This window comes from Actinomyces sp. 432 (assembly GCF_009930875.1).
Lineage (GTDB): Bacteria > Actinomycetota > Actinomycetes > Actinomycetales > Actinomycetaceae > Actinomyces.
In genome coordinates, this window is sequence record NZ_CP025249.1 from 2,967,292 (window position 1) to 2,983,967 (window position 16,676).

A 16,676-nucleotide genomic window follows, 5' to 3' on the forward strand; every position below is an offset into this window, starting at 1 on the left:
GGGCCGAGGTATGTGCTGGGTTACAGCTTACTGACTGCACCCCCGAAGCGCGTAGAACTACCGGCAGCAGAAGCTGCTTGAATCCTCGTTTCAGGAGGCGACGCGAGTAATCGCCACCACGATCATTACGCCGCCGCCGATGACCTGGAGCATGCCCCAGTACTGCATCGGAATCCAGAACATGGTGTGACGGTTGCGCAGGCCACGCTGGAGGCGGGCGCGCTCCCGTTCCACCAGGGAGCCAACCTGCTGCTGGGCCTCCTCTACGCTGCGCGGAGCCGGCACGCCCGGTGCGGCTTGGAAGGCGCCGGCCTGCACCCGACCCAACAACTCCTGCTGGTAGTCGGCAAGGCGCTGTTCCGCCTGCCGACTGGGCCGGGTGATATTGAACCACTTACCCACCAAGTAGCTAGCGAAGCCGAAGAACAGGCAAGCGATCCCGATGCACATCGTCTGGGTCGAGTCACTGCCTCCCAGGGCCGAGGCCGCCGCGGAACCGGCTCCCACACCAAGACCCCAGAACAGCAGCGCCAGGACACCACCACCAGTCCAAACAATCACGCCGCCACGGTAATCGGATCACCAACCACTTACAACTCGGTCACGCGACCCAACTGAAATCAGGGCACAGTCACCAAAATCACTTGCCAGTTTCCAGCGCGTCAATGGCTTCCGGTGCGTTTGCGCGGGCGTGCGTGTCAGGCCGCGACCTCGTCCCGGAGCCGGACATCATCCGACTCCGCCCGGGCCCTACTGGCCTCACGACGCCTGAGGGTGGCCCGGGCCGAGTCGACCAGGAGCACGAAGCCGGCCCCCATCTGGATGCAGTCCTTGACCACCAGGCGCCCGCGCGCCGACAGGTAGGGGAAGCCGAGGTCGGCGTCGGCCACCCCCTCAGCAGGTGCGGACACCCATGTCTCCGGCGTGGTAACCAGGAACGACAACGTGATGAAGGAGAATCCAATGACCCCCAGCGCGCCAAGCATCCCCAGCTCGGGGCGCATCCAGTGCGCCGCCAGCAGCAGGCCGATGCCGACGATCGTGACACCGACGAAGATGGCCACCGGGTAGGTCGCGTTGGCCTCGTGCCAGGCACGGTTGGTCGCATTGAGCACGCCCTCGGCGTTCATGTGGGCCTTGTAGCCGTCGGGGTCACCGATCATCCACCGCATGAAGGGAGAGTTAGCGACGAACGGGATGATTCCGTCCGCCTCGTACTTAAACCACTTCAATGCGCCGATCCACACAAAGACGATGATGACGCCGACGCGAAGCAGCGTCATAGCCAAGCGGTCCAGGGCGGTGACACGTCGCGCAAAGGATTCGATAAGACCGGTACCGGCGGCAGTTCCAGCAGTCATGGCGCAACTCTTTCTGTCGTCGAATTGTCTCACGAAAGACACGGGCCTACTTGTGAGCATCCGCGTCCTTAGGCGGACCTAAGGCTAAGGTGCCGCACACGGTGACGCAATATGCGCGACGTCGCACCGCTGTGGTCTACGCCACCATATTCCGCCTTGTCATGCAGGCACAGGGTGGCGGCAGCGGCGCTCGGCCAGCCTCAGGCCCTCGCGGGCCCGGGCGACGGTCCGTCCCGGCCGGTGGCGTAGTCCACCAGCGCCATCAGCCCGGAGCAACCCCGTCACGCACAAGACGTCGAGGTCGGCCGAAGTGTGCAACTTCGACCGACCTCGACGGTAACAACAACCGATCTCGACGGTAATAACGACCGATCTCGGTGGGTGGGGTGGGTGGGGCGATTGGGGCTACAGGCCGAGCCAGCCGGTCCAGGCCCCGAAGATGCCGATGACGAACATGCCCAGGATGATCCACAGGGCGTTGACCTTCTTATTCAGCAGCCACATGCACACGAAGGTCAGCCCCAGCGCCGCCACGCCGGGCAGCAGCTGATCGAGGATGTCCTGCAGGGTGGTCTGGGTGACGGTGCCGTCGTCGGCGGTCACCGAGGAGATCACCCCGGGAAGTTGATCGTCGTCCACTTGGCCACCAGGGCACCCATGACGAACAGACCGGTGATAGCGGCGATCTGCGTGATGCGCTTGAGCTGGCCGCCGCCGACCTCCGTCACCATCGCCGTGCCGCGCTCATAGCCCCACTTCAGGCCGTACCAGCGCACCAGGATGCGGATGATATTGATGCCCAGGAAGTAGACGATCGGGCCGAGCCAGGAGCCCGTAAGCGCCAGGGAGGCGCCCAGCGCCCCCAGCACCGGGCGGACGGTCCCCCAGAAGATGGGGTCGCCGACGCCCGCGAGCGGCCCCATGAGGCCGACCTTGACGTTGGTGATGGTGTCATCACCGATGTCCTCACCCTTGGCGCGCTGCTCCTCCATGGCGGCGGTGACGCCAAAGACCACCGAGGAGATCCAGGGGTGGGTGTTGTAGAACTCCAGGTGGCGCTTGAGGGCGGCCGCCTGCTCGGTCTTGTTGGAGGGGTAGAACTTCCGGATCGCCGGCATGAGGGTGATGCAGAAGCCCATGGCCTGCATGCGCTCGAAGTTGAAGGAGCCCAGCAGGAACGTGGAGCGCCAGTACATGCTCCGCAAGTCGCGGTTGGTGAGCATGCGCTCGGTGGCGGGAGCGGCGTCAGTTTGTGTAGACATGGTCTTGTTTCCTTCCCAGTTCCTTGCCGCGCTCAGTCGAGCTCGTCATCGAGATCGTCATCCAGGTCGTCGTCCAGACCACCCGCGCCGGCGGCAACAGGGGCGGGACGCGGCAACTGGACCGACTCGTGGAAGTCGGGGTTGAGCTGCACGTAGATGAAGGCCAGGCAGATACCCATGATGCCCAGTGCCACCAGGGTGATGCCGGTGTCCAGGGTGGTCATGGACTGGGCCACGATGAAGCCGATGAAGAAGAACGGCATCAGCTTGCGGGCGCGCATCATGTTGATGACCATGGCGTAACCGACGACGACGATGAACCCGCCCGCGATCTGCAGGCCCTGGGTGACGACGTCGGGGATCATCCCCAGCGCGCGCTGCACGGCGTCGCCCGAGGCCACCACCGCGACGGCGGCGGTGGGGATGGCCACGCGCAGGCCCTGGAGGGACAGCGCGATGAAGTGCATGATCTGAATGCCCCGCATATTGCCGTCCTCCGCGAAGCGGTCGGCCTGGTGGGCAAAGAACACGTTGACGGTACGCACGAAGATGGTCAGGGCCTGGCCGGCGACGGCCAGGGGCACGGCGACGGCGATCGCCTCCTCGTGGCTCTGCCCGCCGGCGATGGCGATGACGGTGGAGACGGTGGAGGCCAGCGCCGCGTCGGGCGCCATGGCGGCACCAACGTTCATCCAGCCGAGGCTGACCAGCTCAAGGCTGCCGCCAACCATGATGCCGGTGGTCGGGTCGCCCAGGGCGAGCCCGGTGAGGGTACAGGCGACGATGGGTCGGTAGAACATGCGTTCGTCCAGAACGGAGTCGCAACCGGCGAGGAAGGCCACGAGGGTCACGAGGATGATCTGGACAGCACCGATGTCATGCATGAGAGTGCTTCCTGGTGGGGATGGATAGGGGTGGGGTCAGGCGACAAAGCCCTTGGACTTCAGCGTCTCCATCAGGCCGGCGCGGCCGGAGGAGGGAACCTGCTGGATGTACTGGGTGATGCCGCGGGAGTCGATCTCCTGGAAGGCCTTGACGTCGTCATCGGAGACGTAGACGGCCTGCGACAGGGCCTTGGTGCCCTGCTTGAAGGTCATGCCGCCGACGTTGACCTCATCGGCCTGGATGCCCAGGTCGAGCAGGCGCACGATGTCCGCCGGGGTCTCCACGACGATCACGGCCTTGAGGTTCTCGTACTTGGGGTTCTTGTACACGCGGGCCGCCTTGGCCACGGTCAGCACGTGGACCTTGACCTTGCCGCCGCCGGTCTGGAGCATCAGCGTCTTGCGCAGCTCGTCGTTGGCGGCGCCGTCGGAGACGGCGAGGATGGCCTCGGCACCCAGGGAGCCGGCCCAGTTGTTGGCGACCTGGCCGTGGACCAGGCGGGAATCGATGCGCAGGAGCTTGATGTCCATCAGAGCTCGTCTCCTTCGTCGTCGTCGGAATCGGTGTTGGTGGGTGGGGTGAAGATCTCGGATAGGACCTTGACGCCGCCGGCGCCGGAGGTCTTGGCGACCTCAACCAGCTCGGCCAGGTCACCGCCGGCCAGGCGGCGGCCGAGGACCTCGATGAGCATGGGCAGGTTCACGCCGGTAACGACGTCGGCGTCTTCACGGGCCGCTGCGAAGCGGGCGGCAGCGTTGTAGGGGCTGCCCCGAGCAGGTCCACGAGGATGAGGTACTGGCCCGAGGCGGAGGAGTCCACGGCGTCGGCGTACTTGGCCAACAGGTCCTCCGGCCCTTCACCGGGATCGAAGCTGATGGGGATGACGTCGTCCTGCGGACCGGCGATCATGGCGGCGGAGTTGAGCAACCCCTCCGCCAGGTGACCGTGGGCCGCCACGATTACTGCAACAGATGACTGCAACGGCGGGCTCCTGCCAGTTACGCACCGCAGCGCGGTGCCTATCGGTTTGTGGGGACGTCATAGCCGCGGCGCCGCGTCCCCGATTGGCTGAAGCATATGCCAAATCGTTTGAACTGACGACGGTCTATGACGAGGCACACAGTAGCACCCATACGGCCTTAGATCTCTGGAACGTTGCGCTCAATTTCATCGAGCCAGGCGGCGGCATCCGCATCGGAGGGCATCCGCCAGTCTCCGCGCGGGGAGAGCGTGCCGCCGGCAACCACCTTCGGCCCGTTGGGCAGCGTGGAGCGCTTGAACTGATTGGCGAAGAAGCGCCGGAAGAAGACCAGCTCCCACTTGCGGATGTCGGCGAGCGTGTAGGCGACCTTCTCCTCCTCCGGCAGGCCGGCCGGCCACTGCCCCACCGCCGGGTCCGCCCAGGCCTTCTCCGCCAGGAACGCAATGCGGGACGGACGCGCACCATGGCGCAGCACGTGCCACAAGGTGAAGTCCTGCAGCGCGTAGGGGCCAATGCGTGCCTGCGTGGACTGGATGGGCTCACCCTCCGTGGCGGGCACCAGCTCGGGGCTGATCTCGGTGTTCAGCACGGCCAGCAGCACCTCGGAGGCGGCGTCGGAGAAGATCCGCTCGGCCACCACCCAGCGGATCAGGTGCTGGATGAGTGTCTTGGGCACGCCCGCATTGACGCCGTAGTGCGCCATCTGGTCACCCACTCCGAAGGTGCACCAGCCCAGCGCCAGCTCGGACAGGTCTCCGGTGCCCAGCACAATGCCGCCACGGGCTCCCGCGATGCGGAACAGGAAGTCCGTGCGCAGCCCGGCCTGCACGTTCTCGAAGGTGACGTCGTAAACCTCGCGGCCGCGCTCGCCGCGCCCGTAGGGGTGGTCCATGGCGGCCAGCATCTGCTCTGCCACCGGCCGGATGTCGAGCTCCTCCACGTGGCACCCCAGCGCCTCGGCCAGGGCGAGTGCGTTGTGCTTGGTGGCGGCGGAGGTGGCAAAGCCGGGCATGGTGATGGCATGAATGTCCGTGCGCGGCCGGCCCAGCCGGTCCATGGCACGGGCGGCGACGATGAGGGCGTGCGTGGAGTCCAGTCCGCCGGACACCCCGATGATGAGCCTGGGGTTGCCGATGGCGGTCAGCCGCTGCACCAGGGCCGCCACCTGGATGTTGTAGGCCTCGTAGCAGTCCTGGGCCAGGCGCTGCGGATCGTTGGGAACGAAGGGGAAGCGGTCGACGTCGCGCCGCAGCCCGATGTCGGTGCGCGGCACCGCGAGCGCGGCGCGGGGGATCACCACCGTCTGGAATCCCTCGGGACTGCCCCCATCCTGGGGGGCGCGCTGCCCGGCGAGTCGGCGACGGTTGTCGTCAAAGGTGCCCTGGCGCAGGCGCTCGGCGCGCAGGCCCTCGATGTCGACGTCGACGACGGTCGCGCGGGCCCCGTCCGGGAACCGCTCGGTCCTGCCCAGCAGGGCGCCGTTCTCATACACGAAGGTCTGGCCGTCCCAGGCCAGGTCCGTGGAGGACTCCCCCGCCCCGGCGGCGGCGTACACGTAGGCGGCCAGCCCCCGGGCGGAAGAGGCGCGCGCCAGTAGCCGCCGCTGGTCGGCACGGCCCACGGTGACCGGGGAGCCGGAGAGGTTGACCAGCACCGTGGCGCCGGCCAGGGCCGCGAGCGAGGACGGCGGCACGGGCACCCACATGTCCTCGCAGACCTCGGCGTGGAAGACCAGGCCAGGCACGTCCTCGACGTCGAACAGCAGCCTCGCCCCGAGCGGCGCGCTGGCGCCGTCGGGATCGGGGCCGACGCCGGGAAGGCGGACGGTGGGGGGCAGGCCGTCGGCCCCGGAGGCGAAGTGGCGGGACTCGTAGAACTCCCGGTAACTGGGCACGTAGGACTTGGGGGCGACGCCGCGTACCACCCCGCCCTGGATGACGACGGCGCAGTTGAGCAGCCGGTCGCCCACGCGCAGGGGCGCCCCGACTACGAGCGCGGGCAGCAGCTCGGCGCTGGCCACCCGGATGGCCTCGATGGCCGCCAGCACGTTGCGCAGCAGCAGCTCGTCCAGCAGCAGGTCGTCGATGGAGTAGCCGGTCAGGGTGAGCTCGGGGAAGGCCGCCACGGCGACGCCGTCGTCCGCGAGCGCGCGGGCCTGGGCGATGACTGCGTCCGCGTTGGCCCGGGGGTCCCCGAGCACAACCGGCAGGGTCACGGCGGCCACGCGCGCGAAGCCCTGGTCGTAGGCGGAGTGGAAGACCAGGTCGGAGTGCGCCTGTGCGCGGGGCGCGGCTGGTCCGGTGGTGTCGGTGTGCTCCGGGTTACTCATGGCCCGATCCTGGCACAGCCGGGACGACAACTCTTGTCAAATCGTTTTGTTCGCCATAGTGTTTCTACGCGGCCCGGAGACGGCCGGACCGCTGTACCCCCACCCTGAATCGCATCGAAGGAGATGCACATGCATATCGCTACACGATTACAACGCGCGCTGCGGCCCGCCGCCGTCACCGCGGCACTGGCGCTCGCCGCCGTCGGCGCGGGAGCCTGCCTGCCCGCCGTCGGCGCCGCCGCGGAGCCCGCGGGCTCCGCAGCCGCCGATCCCTGGCGGCCCCTGGCCCACTACACGCCCGAGATCAACTGGATGAACGACCCCAACGGCCTGGTGTACGTGGACGGCGAGTACCACATGTTCTACCAGTACAACCCGGAGGGCTCCCAGTGGGGCAACATGTCCTGGGGACACGCGGTATCCACCGACCTGGTGCACTGGGAGGAGCTCGACGTAGCCATCCCCTACACCGAGGACTACGGGGTGTTCTCCGGCTCGGCCGTCTACGACGAGCACAACACCTCCGGCCTGGGCACCGCCGACAACCCGCCCCTGGTGGCGGTGTGGACGCGCGCCGACAACCACAACGGCAACCAGTCCCAGTCGCTGGCCTACTCCACCGATAAGGGCCGTACCTGGACCACCTACAACGGCGGCGACCCGGTGCTGGACATCGGCTCCACCGAGTTCCGCGACCCCAAGGTGTTCTGGGACGAGGGCGCCGGGCGGTGGACGATGGTGGTGGCCCTGTCCGCCGACCACCAGGTGGCCTTCTACTCCTCGGACAACCTGATCGACTGGACCCGGCAGTCCACCTTCGGTCCCATGGGCGACACGAGTGCCGTGTGGGAGTGCCCCGACCTGTTCCCCATGGCGCTGGACGGCGACCCGAACAACGTCAAGTGGGTGCTGTCGCTGAGCGTGGCCGGCATGGGCCGGTACTTCACCGGGGACTGGGACGGCACCACCTTCACCGCGGACGCGCTGCCCAGCTACACCGGCGAGGGAACCGTCCTGGAGGACTGGGAGTCGGGCACCTACGCCGGCTGGACCACCACCGGCACCGCCTTCGGCCAGGCCCCGGCATCCGGGGACGCCACCGGGCACGTCGGCTCCTACTACGCGGACTCCTGGGGCGCGGGGGATGCGGACACCGGCACACTCACCTCCTCCCCCTTCACCATTGAGCAGGACTACCTGAATCTGCTGATCGGCGGCGGCAACCACCCCTATGACGCCACAGCCACCGCGGACGACAGCGGCGGGAGACTGCTGACCGGCTTCGACGCCGGCGACTGGGAGGGGTGGACCGTGACCGGCAACGCCTTCGGTGACGCCCCGCTGGCCGGCACCGCGCCCGGGCAGCAGGAGCTGATCAACATGCGGGGCACGGGCGTGCTCAACTCCTTCTACGACGTCGGCACCGGCCAGGGCACCGATGCGTCCACCGGCACGGCCACGTCCCCGGAGTTCACCATTGACGCCGACTACGTGAACCTGCTCATCGGCGGCGGCAACCACCCGGAGGCGGATGGCGGCGGCGCCACCGTGGTGCAGCTGCTGGTGGACGGCCAGGTGGTTCGCACAGCCACCGGCCGCAACCTGGAGGAGCTCAACTGGCAGAGCTGGGACGTGTCCGACCTGCGCGGCACCACCGCCACGCTGCACGTGATTGATGACAACACCTCCGGCTGGGGCCACATCCTGCTGGACGAGGTGCGGTTGTCCGACCGCGCCGCCACCACTATCCCCAACAACACCTCCGTCAATGTGGTGGTGGACGGCGAGGTGGTGGCCTCGGCCACCGGCCCGCAGTCCGGCACCCTGGACTGGACCAGCCTGGACCTGCGTCAGTGGCGGGGCCGGGAGGCCACCCTGGTGATTGAGGACAACAACCAGACCTCGGAGTGGGGCCACCTGCTGGTGGACACGATCGTCCAGTCGGATACGGCCGGCTTCAGCCAGACGCAGGCCATGCCGTACCTCGATTACGGGCGCGACTACTACGCGGCCGTCACCTGGAACGGTGCGCCGGATGGCGAGCGGTACACGGTCGCCTGGATGTCCAACTGGGACTATGTGAACGCGATTCCCACAACCTCGTGGCGCACGGCGATGACCATGCCGCGGCGGCTTGAACTGCGCACGCTGGACGGCGCCGCCCGGCTGAGTGCCGCGCCCGTGCCCGGTATCGAGTCCCTGTACACCGGTGACGCGGTGGTGCTGGACGGCACCGCGATCCCGGAGGGCGCCACCGCCCTTGACGAGGCCGCGCAGGGCGCCGCCCTGGACATCTCCCTCACTCTGGATCCGGGTGCTGCCGCCACCAGCGGCATCGTCGTGCACGCGGCCGACGGGCAGGGCACCGTCATCGGCTATGACGCCGAGGCCGGCGAGGTCTACCTGGACCGCACCGCCTCCGGCGCCACCGACTTCTCGGCGGCCTTCCCGAGCGTCGAGCGCGTGGGCGTCTCGCCCGACGCGGACGGCCTGGTGCCGCTGCGGGTACTGGTGGACGCCTCCTCGGTTGAGGTATTCGCTGCCGATGGCGCGGTCACCATTACCGATGCCGTCTACCCGCAGGCCGAGGCGGTCGGGGTGTCCCTGTTCGCGGACGGAGGTGCGGCCACGGCGGTGCAGCTGCGCATCAACCAGCTGTCGGACTACCGCGACGCCGCCCCGACACCCGCGCCGACGGCTACGGCGACGGCCGCCCCGACGGATACGGCTACAGCGGCGCCCGCCCCGACGGCGCCACCGACGCCTGCGCCGACGGCAGGAGCCGCTCTCCCGTCAGCAGCCTCCCCCACCACGGGCGGCGCAGGTGCCGCTAAGCCGACGGCGTCGCCGTCGGCTCCGGCTGCGGGCCAGGGCGCCCCGGGCTCGCTGGCGCGCACGGGTGCGTCCGCGCCGCTTGTCCTGGTCATGGCGCTGACCGCTGTGGTTGCGGGAGCAGGCCTACGCGGCTTGCGGTACCGCAACTGACTTGCGGATTCGGGGGTATCCCGCATAAACGCAACCCATCCGTAACAGGACTCCCGCGGAATTCCGGGATTCTTGGGATGGATTAACCTGACGGGACGTCCTATGATTGGACGCGTCGGAACGCTCGCGGCATCGAGGAGGTTCAGGGACTCTGACGACGTGCCGGTGCGTTTGGGGTTGACGCGTTTCAGGGACCGCGCCCCCAAATCCGACCGAGGCCCCGCGCCGATGGCGCGGGGCCTCCTTTATTCTCCGAGCTCCTGCGAACACGAGTTATCGGGTATCGAGGGTTATCAACACGCCGATGAAGCAGGCGCTATCGGGGCCGCGGACACAATCAGGGTCGGTTATAAACAACAGGGCGCCCCGCGCAGCGAACGCCGGTCCGGATACGGCCGTGGCTCCGCATTGCGGGGTTGCCGGCACTAATGCGTGCGCGGTTCGGGCGTGTCGTGGGGGACGCGTCGCCGACCTCGTCGGCTTGGACCGTGTTCCGGCACTTGGATCGCCCCCGACGCGCTTCCGACCGCAGGAACGCGTTCCAACTGGAGGGACGCGGGCCGAGTGGGCCAAGTAGGGGCCCGGGAGGGTGCGGGCGCCGGTCCCGGCCGGCCTCACCGCCGTCGGCCGGCGCACCGGGCGCCGAGTCCCGCGCGCGGCGGACCGAAGTGTCCAGAATCGGCATAAACGACTCCGACGTCACCGACGACCACGGACAGAACGTTGAAATCATGCGGTTGTCAGACACGGCCCCAGCGGTCGCCAACGGCCTTTGTGCCGAATCCGGACACTCCACCCCCACGACGGGGACGCCCGAGGAGCACACCACCCACCAGCACCCACAAATCGGAAGAGCCCCATAACCGGGAGGCTTCCGAGAAGCTCGTTGAACTCCAGCCGAGCAGCTAAACCGGCGCGGCCTTGTCCGCCGATCCCAGGTCAAGCAGTGCCGCCGACGTCGCAGACATCCCACAACCAGTTTCGTAGAACGAGGCCAGTGGCGGGTCGTAGTCCACGTGCAGCCATCGGCATCCCCGGCGGCGCGCCTCCTGAGCGGCGACTTCCACCATCCGAGTACCGATTCCAAGCCCCTGGTGTCTCGGACTGACGCAGGTGTCCATCAAGATCGCATGGAGCCCGCCGTCGCCGAGTACATTGACGAAGCCGACGAGCGTGGTCTCCACACGGGTGGTGACCCAGAAGAGGCTGTGTTCTCGAAGCCGTGCCGCCCACGGGGGTGGTGGGACTTCGGCCTCCAACCCGAAGGCCTCGGCGTGCAGACGCTCCAATTCAGCATCGTCAACCGAACCGTTCACATGCGGGGTCGGCGAAGACGGCTGGTCTGGCTGGCGCGCGGTCACACACGAACGATACGTCCCGACCCGGGATTGCCGACCATCGTAGCGAAGTAGGGTCGAGACATGACGACACCACTTGAGCGGATCACCGCCCGCATCGCCCCCTTCTGGGACGCGGACGCCGGCGTGTACCGTCCCACGCCGCTGCTGACGTTGGAGGAGTTCTTCGAAGGCAACCACGTCACCGGCAGCGTCATGGCCAATGTGGTGCTCGACGGCGAGCCGCAGGACATGCCCGACCCCCAGCAGGTATGCGCCGTCCTTGAGAAGCTTCTCTCCCGGGACGACGTTGACGACGTGCGGGTGGCGATCTCCATGTTTGACGACCCGGACTGGCCGTTCGCCGAGGAGGTCATGGTCGTCACCGATGTCCGGCCCGAGCAGGTCCGCAGCTGGTTTCCCGAGGCAATGGCCCCCGACCAAGTGCTGCCACTTCCCGACCGTGAACTCGAGGACATCGGCTGGCCCACCGAGCGGATTCGCGTGTGTTGGTGGGACTGATCATGCCGGAAGCGCTGGTCATATCAACCGATCCCGGCGGGGTGCCGCGGTGCCGGTGGGGAGGGGGAATCAGTCGATGCGCCAGCGCTGCTTGAGGTCGGCCACGTACAGGCGCATTTCATCCACCATCCCGGTGCCGACGTTCGTCGCCGCGGCCGTGTCAGGCGTGGTGGCGCACAGCCACTGGATCTGCAGCCCGTCACTGAGCGCCACAACCGAGCGCGCGATCAGCCGCGAGGGCGCCTCGGGGCGCACCACCCCAGAGGCCTTGCCCCGCTCCAGGCTCTCCTCGATCTGGGCAATGGATTCCGCCAAGTGGTGGGCCAGCCAGGTGTGTGCGGGGTGCGCGGTGGCCAGCACCGCGGGCGTCGTCGCGGTGTATATCGCCACCAGGTCGCGGTGCTGGGTGTTGTGCTCAACCAGGGCGGCAAACGCGTCCAGCAGCGCCCACGGATCGTCCTTGAACCGGTCATCACCCAGCAGGCTCGCGCGGTCCTCCCGATCACGCCGCTCCAGCACCTGGGCGAACAACGCCTCCTTGGAGGAGAAGTGGTGCAGCAGCCCGGCCTTGGAGATCTCAGCGGCCGCGGCGATGTCCGCGAGGGAGGTACCCGCGTATCCGTGAGCGCCGAACAGGGCCACGGCCTCGTTGAGGATCCGTTCACGCTTGTCCTCGCTTCCGGCCGGCGGGCGGCCGGGGCCGCGCCAGCGCCCACCGGTGGAGGCGCCTGCGCCGGGAGCAGCAGGATCATGGGCCGAGATACCAGACATGCCCCTATTCTGGCACCGATGCCCGGCGGGCCCGGGCGGCGCGTCCCTGCGCGGGCAGCCCCGCCCGGGCGCCCGCTCAGCCCATAGGCGTGGCGGCCGACGGCGCCCAGGCCTCCCCGCGGGCGGTCAGCGCCAGGCCGGCGAGCACGCCCTCGGGACTGACATCGACGACTACCTCCTGGCCATCGAGCACCTCGCCGGCCAGCAGCATCTTGGCCAGTCGGTCGCCGATCTCCCGCTGCACCAGGCGGCGCAGCGGCCGGGCACCGAAGGAGGGGTCGTAGCCCTCGTCGGCCAGCCACTCCCGGGCGGCGTCGGTAACCGTAAGCGTGAGGCGGCGCCCCTGCAGCCGCTCGGACATGCGGGCCAGCTGGATGTCGACGATCTTGCCGAGCTCCTCCTTGGTGAGCGCGTCGAAGATCAGGGTGTCGTCAAGCCGGTTGAGGAACTCCGGCTTGAAGGCGCTGCGCACCGCGGTCATCACCGATTCACGCTTCTCATCCGGGGACAGCAGCGGGTCGATGAGGAACTGGCTGCCCAGGTTCGAGGTGAGCACGAGGATGGTGTTGCGGAAGTCGACGGTGCGGCCCTGGCCGTCGGTCAGGCGGCCGTCGTCGAGCACCTGCAGCAGGATGTCGAAGACCTCGGGGTGGGCCTTCTCCACCTCGTCCAGCAGCACCACCGAGTAGGGGCGGCGCCGCACGGCCTCGGTGAGCTGGCCGCCCTCCTCGTAGCCGACGTACCCCGGAGGCGCCCCGACCAGCCGGGCCACCGCGTGCTTCTCGGAGTACTCGGACATGTCGATGCGCACAATGGCGCGCTCGTCGTCGAACAGGAAGTCAGCCAGGGCCTTGGCCAGCTCGGTCTTGCCCACGCCCGTGGGTCCGAGGAACAGGAAGGAGCCGGTGGGCCGGTCGGGGTCGGACACGCCCGCGCGGGAGCGGCGCACGGCGTCGGCGACGGCGGTGACGGCCGCCTTCTGGCCGATCAGCCGTTCCCCGATGACCTCCTCCATGCGCAGCAGCTTGGCCTGCTCGCCCTGCATCAGCTTGCCGACCGGGATGCCGGTCCAGGCGGAGATAACCTCGGCGATCTCGGTGGGGCCGACCTTCTCCGCGATCATCGGCTCCGGGCCGACGCCCTCGCGCTCGACGCCGTCCGGGCCGACCACGGTGGTGTCGGCCGCCTCGGCGTCGCGGATCTGCTTCTCCAGGGCGGGCATCTCGCCGTAGCGCAGGCGCCCGGCCTCCTCGAAGCGGCCCTCGCGCTCGGCCAGGTCCGCCTTGGTGCGCAGTTCGTCCAGCTGTGCGCGCAGTTCACCAACCTTGTTGTGACCGGCCTTCTCCGCCTCCCAGCGGGCATTGAGCGCGGTCAGCTTCTCGGAGGCGTCAGCCAGCTCGGCGCGCAGCCGCTCCAGCCGGTCGACGGCGGCGGGGTCGGCACGGTCGCCCCCCTCCAGGGAGTCGGCCAGGTAGGACTCCTCCATGCGCATGCGGTCCACGCGGCGACGCAGCTCGTCGATCTCCACCGGCGAGGAGTCCAGCTCCATGCGCAGGCGGGAGGCGGCCTCATCGATCAGGTCGATGGCCTTGTCGGGCAGCTGCCGGCCGGAGATGTAGCGGTCGGAGAGGGTGGCGGCGGCTACGAGCGCGCCGTCGGAAATGGTGACCTGGTGGTGGGCCTCGTACTTGGGGGCGATTCCGCGCAGGATCGCGACCGTGTCATCCACGGAGGGCTCACCCACGTACACCTGCTGGAAGCGGCGCTCCAGGGCGGGGTCCTTCTCCACGTGCTCGCGGTACTCGTCCAGCGTGGTGGCGCCGACCAGGCGCAGCTCACCGCGGGCCAGCATGGGCTTGAGCATGTTGCCGGCATCCATGGCGCCCTCCGAGCCGGCGCCCGCGCCGACGACGGTGTGCAGCTCGTCGATGAAGGTGATGACCTCGCCGTCGGAGTCCTTGATCTCCTTCAGTACGGCCTTGAGGCGTTCCTCGAACTCGCCGCGGTACTTGGCGCCCGCGACCATGCCGGACAGGTCCAGGGCCACAAGGCGCTTGCCGCGCAGGGAGTCGGGGACGTCGCCGGCGACGATGCGCTGGGCCAGACCCTCGACCACGGCGGTCTTGCCAACGCCGGGCTCGCCGATCAGCACGGGGTTGTTCTTGGTGCGGCGGGACAGTACTTGCACCACCCTGCGGATCTCGGCGTCGCGGCCGATCACCGGGTCGAGCTTGCCCTCGCGGGCCGCCTCGGTCAGGTCGGTGCCGTACTTCTCCAGGGACTTGTAGGTGCCCTCGGGGTTCGGGGAGGTGACGCGGGCGGAGCCACGCACCTGCGGCAGGGCCTCGCGCAGCTTCGGGGCGGTGGCGCCGGCGTCGGCTAGAAGCTTGGCGACGGGGTCGGCCGCGGGGCTGCCGGCCGCCAGGCCGATGAGCAGGTGCTCGGTGGAGACGTACTCGTCTCCCAGCTGCTTGGCCTCATTGCCGGCGGCCTCCAGAGCGGCCAGGAAGGCGCGCGAGGGCTGCGGCTGGGCGACGGAGGAGCCGGAGCTGGCCGGCAGCGACGTCAGTACGCGCCGGGTGGCCGCACCGATGGCCTGGCGGGCCGCGGCGTCGGGGACGACGGCGGCGAGCAGTCCGGCGGCAACGCCGTCGGTCTGGGTCAGCAGCTCGGAGAGCAGGTGCGCGGAGTCGACCTGCGAGTTGCCCGCGGCGGCGGCCGCCTGCATGGCTCCGGAAATCGCCTCCTGCGAGCGGGTGGTGAAGTTAGTGTCCATATGGACCTCCTTGACGTGGATGCCCGGACACAGGCGGTCCGGAGTTTCTGCACGCCTCAACCGACGCAGCCTTGAGTCTATTCCACTCAACTTTGTGTGACGGCAGATCCGAGTCGGAGCGCCGGTCACGACTTGCCATACGCCAGGTGCCACCGGGCGGCCCACCCGCCGCGCCCCGCGCGAGGGGTCGCAGCCAGTAGGCGCTGATCCGCCGAATACGACCTCATCGGCCCCGATACGACCCCCTGCGCCCGACCGAGTACGACCTCGCCAGCCCGAGAACGACCTCCGCGCGGCGAAAACGTCCTCGTGGGCCCGAAACCCTCCACGATGTGGAGGGTGTGGGGCGAATGAGGTCGTATTCGGCCAGCGTCGGGTAGTCGACTACGACCTCGCACGCCCGAATACGACCTCATCGGCCCCAAAACGACCCCCTGCGCCCGACCGAACACGACCTCGCCAGCCCGAGAACGACCCCAGCACGGCGAGAACGACCTCATCCGCCCGAGAACGACCCTCGAGCACGATCGCCGCACCCGCAAATGCGAAAAGCCATTTAACACCCCCATAACCAGAGGGCACCGCATTCCCAAGCGCGCACAAGCGGAAGTGGGGAGTCCTCCCCATTCCCGCTTCCTGGTCCTCTGCCTAGCCTGGCGGCGCGAATACTCGAATGTTCCCGAAACCTGGAGCACCCATGAAACGTATACCGCGCGTCGCGACCATAGTCGCTGCCACCGCGACCACTGTGACCCTGGCTGTATCGCTGTCCGCCTGCTCATCCGACCGCTCCGCCGAAGCCGAGGCGCAGAGCCCTGTGCAGCAAGTCACCGCTGCGGCCAGCACCGACACCGACGCCGCCACCGATGCCGCCAAAGCCCCTGACGCCGAAGCCGACGACTCGGCCCGCAGCGGGGCAACCGTCCCCGACGGCTACACCCTCACCGAGATTCCCGACGCCGATCTCTCCATCGCCATTCCCTCCACATGGACCGTAGCCACCGGCGCGGAGCTGGCCGACTCCGAGTCGGCAGAGGCCATCGCCTCCGCCCTCGGCTACACCACGGAGACGGTACAGGCCCTGTCCAACCAGTTATCCATTTTCGCCGTTGACGCCGGCAACACATCAACGGCCGGCGAAAACATCAGCGTCCAAACCACCCCGGGCACCAGCCTGCTGGGTGAGTCCGACCTGAGTGCTGCGCTCGCAGTGACCAGCACGCAGCCGGGAGTCAACGTCGAACCCGGCGCCTTCAGCGAGGTGACAACCGGGAGCGGAGACGACGCCTCCATGTACACCTACACGATGACTATGGACAGCAACCCGGGAAGGACGATTCACGGCGCATATATAGCCGTCCTGGACAACAGTGGCCAGTCGGTTGTCATAAATGTCGCCTCCCACACGTCCACGCGGGTCACGGACCTGAGCGACGCAGTCATCGGCTCCATCTAATCCCTCTCAG

At 68.4% G+C, this 16,676-nt stretch carries 11 protein-coding genes and 2 pseudogenes; 3 read left to right on the forward strand and 10 right to left on the reverse strand.

Going from position 1 to position 16,676, the window contains the following annotated elements; genetic code table 11:
* Window positions 1-90 precede the first annotated feature (90 nt).
* From CWT12_RS12585 to CWT12_RS12615, 7 genes and pseudogenes are all read right to left on the reverse strand, one after another.
* Window positions 91-561, reverse strand: coding sequence for a transcriptional accessory protein (locus CWT12_RS12585; protein WP_161925087.1), 471 nt, complete (start codon window positions 559-561; stop codon window positions 91-93).
* Between the two features lie 137 nt (window positions 562-698).
* A complete protein-coding gene (locus CWT12_RS12590) occupies window positions 699-1,361 on the reverse strand; it encodes a DUF417 family protein (protein ID WP_161925088.1) in 663 nt (220 codons plus the stop codon).
* Between the two features lie 405 nt (window positions 1,362-1,766).
* Window positions 1,767-2,623 (reverse strand): annotated as a pseudogene (locus CWT12_RS12595) (PTS system mannose/fructose/sorbose family transporter subunit IID).
* 32 nt (window positions 2,624-2,655) lie between these two features.
* Window positions 2,656-3,507 (reverse strand): PTS mannose/fructose/sorbose transporter subunit IIC, encoded by an 852-nt coding sequence (locus CWT12_RS12600; protein WP_161925089.1) that lies wholly within the window; start codon window positions 3,505-3,507, stop codon window positions 2,656-2,658.
* 36 nt (window positions 3,508-3,543) lie between these two features.
* Window positions 3,544-4,038 carry a PTS system mannose/fructose/N-acetylgalactosamine-transporter subunit IIB gene (locus CWT12_RS12605; protein WP_161925090.1) on the reverse strand — a complete coding sequence of 165 codons (495 nt, stop codon included), beginning with the start codon at window positions 4,036-4,038 and terminating at the stop codon, window positions 3,544-3,546.
* A pseudogene (locus CWT12_RS14585) lies at window positions 4,038-4,417 on the reverse strand (PTS sugar transporter subunit IIA). The gene CWT12_RS12605 and the pseudogene CWT12_RS14585 overlap by 1 nt, the downstream one beginning before the upstream one ends.
* 230 nt (window positions 4,418-4,647) lie before the next feature.
* Entirely contained in the window at window positions 4,648-6,819 is a 2,172-nt protein-coding gene (locus CWT12_RS12615) for an NAD(+) synthase (protein WP_161925091.1), read from the reverse strand.
* A 129-nt stretch (window positions 6,820-6,948) separates the two neighbouring features.
* On the opposite strand from CWT12_RS12615, the gene CWT12_RS12620 reads away from it, so the two are divergent.
* Window positions 6,949-9,804, forward strand: coding sequence for a GH32 C-terminal domain-containing protein (locus tag CWT12_RS12620; RefSeq protein ID WP_161925092.1), 2,856 nt, complete (start codon window positions 6,949-6,951; stop codon window positions 9,802-9,804).
* Between the two features lie 905 nt (window positions 9,805-10,709).
* On the opposite strand, the gene CWT12_RS12625 is transcribed toward CWT12_RS12620, so the two are convergent.
* The gene (locus CWT12_RS12625) at window positions 10,710-11,165 is read right to left on the reverse strand and encodes a GNAT family N-acetyltransferase (protein ID WP_202616215.1); all 456 of its coding nucleotides are present in this window, start codon (window positions 11,163-11,165) and stop codon (window positions 10,710-10,712) included.
* A 60-nt stretch (window positions 11,166-11,225) separates the two neighbouring features.
* Between CWT12_RS12625 and CWT12_RS12630 the strand changes: the two genes are divergently transcribed.
* On the forward strand, window positions 11,226-11,663 hold the full coding sequence (locus CWT12_RS12630) for a hypothetical protein (protein ID WP_161925093.1): 438 nt from the start codon (window positions 11,226-11,228) through the stop codon (window positions 11,661-11,663).
* 69 nt (window positions 11,664-11,732) lie between these two features.
* Here the strand turns inward: CWT12_RS12630 and CWT12_RS12635 are convergent, their stop codons facing one another.
* Window positions 11,733-12,434 carry a TetR/AcrR family transcriptional regulator gene (locus tag CWT12_RS12635; protein WP_161925094.1) on the reverse strand — a complete coding sequence of 234 codons (702 nt, stop codon included), beginning with the start codon at window positions 12,432-12,434 and terminating at the stop codon, window positions 11,733-11,735.
* A gap of 76 nt (window positions 12,435-12,510) precedes the next feature.
* Entirely contained in the window at window positions 12,511-15,210 is a 2,700-nt protein-coding gene (gene clpB / locus CWT12_RS12640) for an ATP-dependent chaperone ClpB (protein ID WP_161925095.1), read from the reverse strand.
* Between the two features lie 748 nt (window positions 15,211-15,958).
* On the opposite strand from clpB, the gene CWT12_RS12645 reads away from it, so the two are divergent.
* Window positions 15,959-16,666: a hypothetical protein gene (locus tag CWT12_RS12645; protein WP_161925096.1), complete on the forward strand. Its 708-nt coding sequence runs from the start codon at window positions 15,959-15,961 to the stop codon at window positions 16,664-16,666.
* Window positions 16,667-16,676 lie beyond the last annotated feature (10 nt).

Bases quoted from the DNA above. Each gene is read 5' to 3' on its own strand.
- CWT12_RS12590 (WP_161925088.1), bottom strand. From the start codon at position 1,361: ATGACTGCTGGAACTGCCGCCGGTACCGGTCTTATCGAATCCTTTGCG.
- CWT12_RS12600 (WP_161925089.1), bottom strand. From the start codon at position 3,507: ATGCATGACATCGGTGCTGTCCAGATCATCCTCGTGACCCTCGTGGCC.
- CWT12_RS12605 (WP_161925090.1), bottom strand. From the start codon at position 4,038: ATGGACATCAAGCTCCTGCGCATCGATTCCCGCCTGGTCCACGGCCAG.
- CWT12_RS12615 (WP_161925091.1), bottom strand. From the start codon at position 6,819: ATGAGTAACCCGGAGCACACCGACACCACCGGACCAGCCGCGCCCCGC.
- CWT12_RS12620 (WP_161925092.1), top strand. From the start codon at position 6,949: ATGCATATCGCTACACGATTACAACGCGCGCTGCGGCCCGCCGCCGTC.
- CWT12_RS12630 (WP_161925093.1), top strand. From the start codon at position 11,226: ATGACGACACCACTTGAGCGGATCACCGCCCGCATCGCCCCCTTCTGG.
- CWT12_RS12635 (WP_161925094.1), bottom strand. From the start codon at position 12,434: ATGTCTGGTATCTCGGCCCATGATCCTGCTGCTCCCGGCGCAGGCGCC.
- clpB (WP_161925095.1), bottom strand. From the start codon at position 15,210: ATGGACACTAACTTCACCACCCGCTCGCAGGAGGCGATTTCCGGAGCC.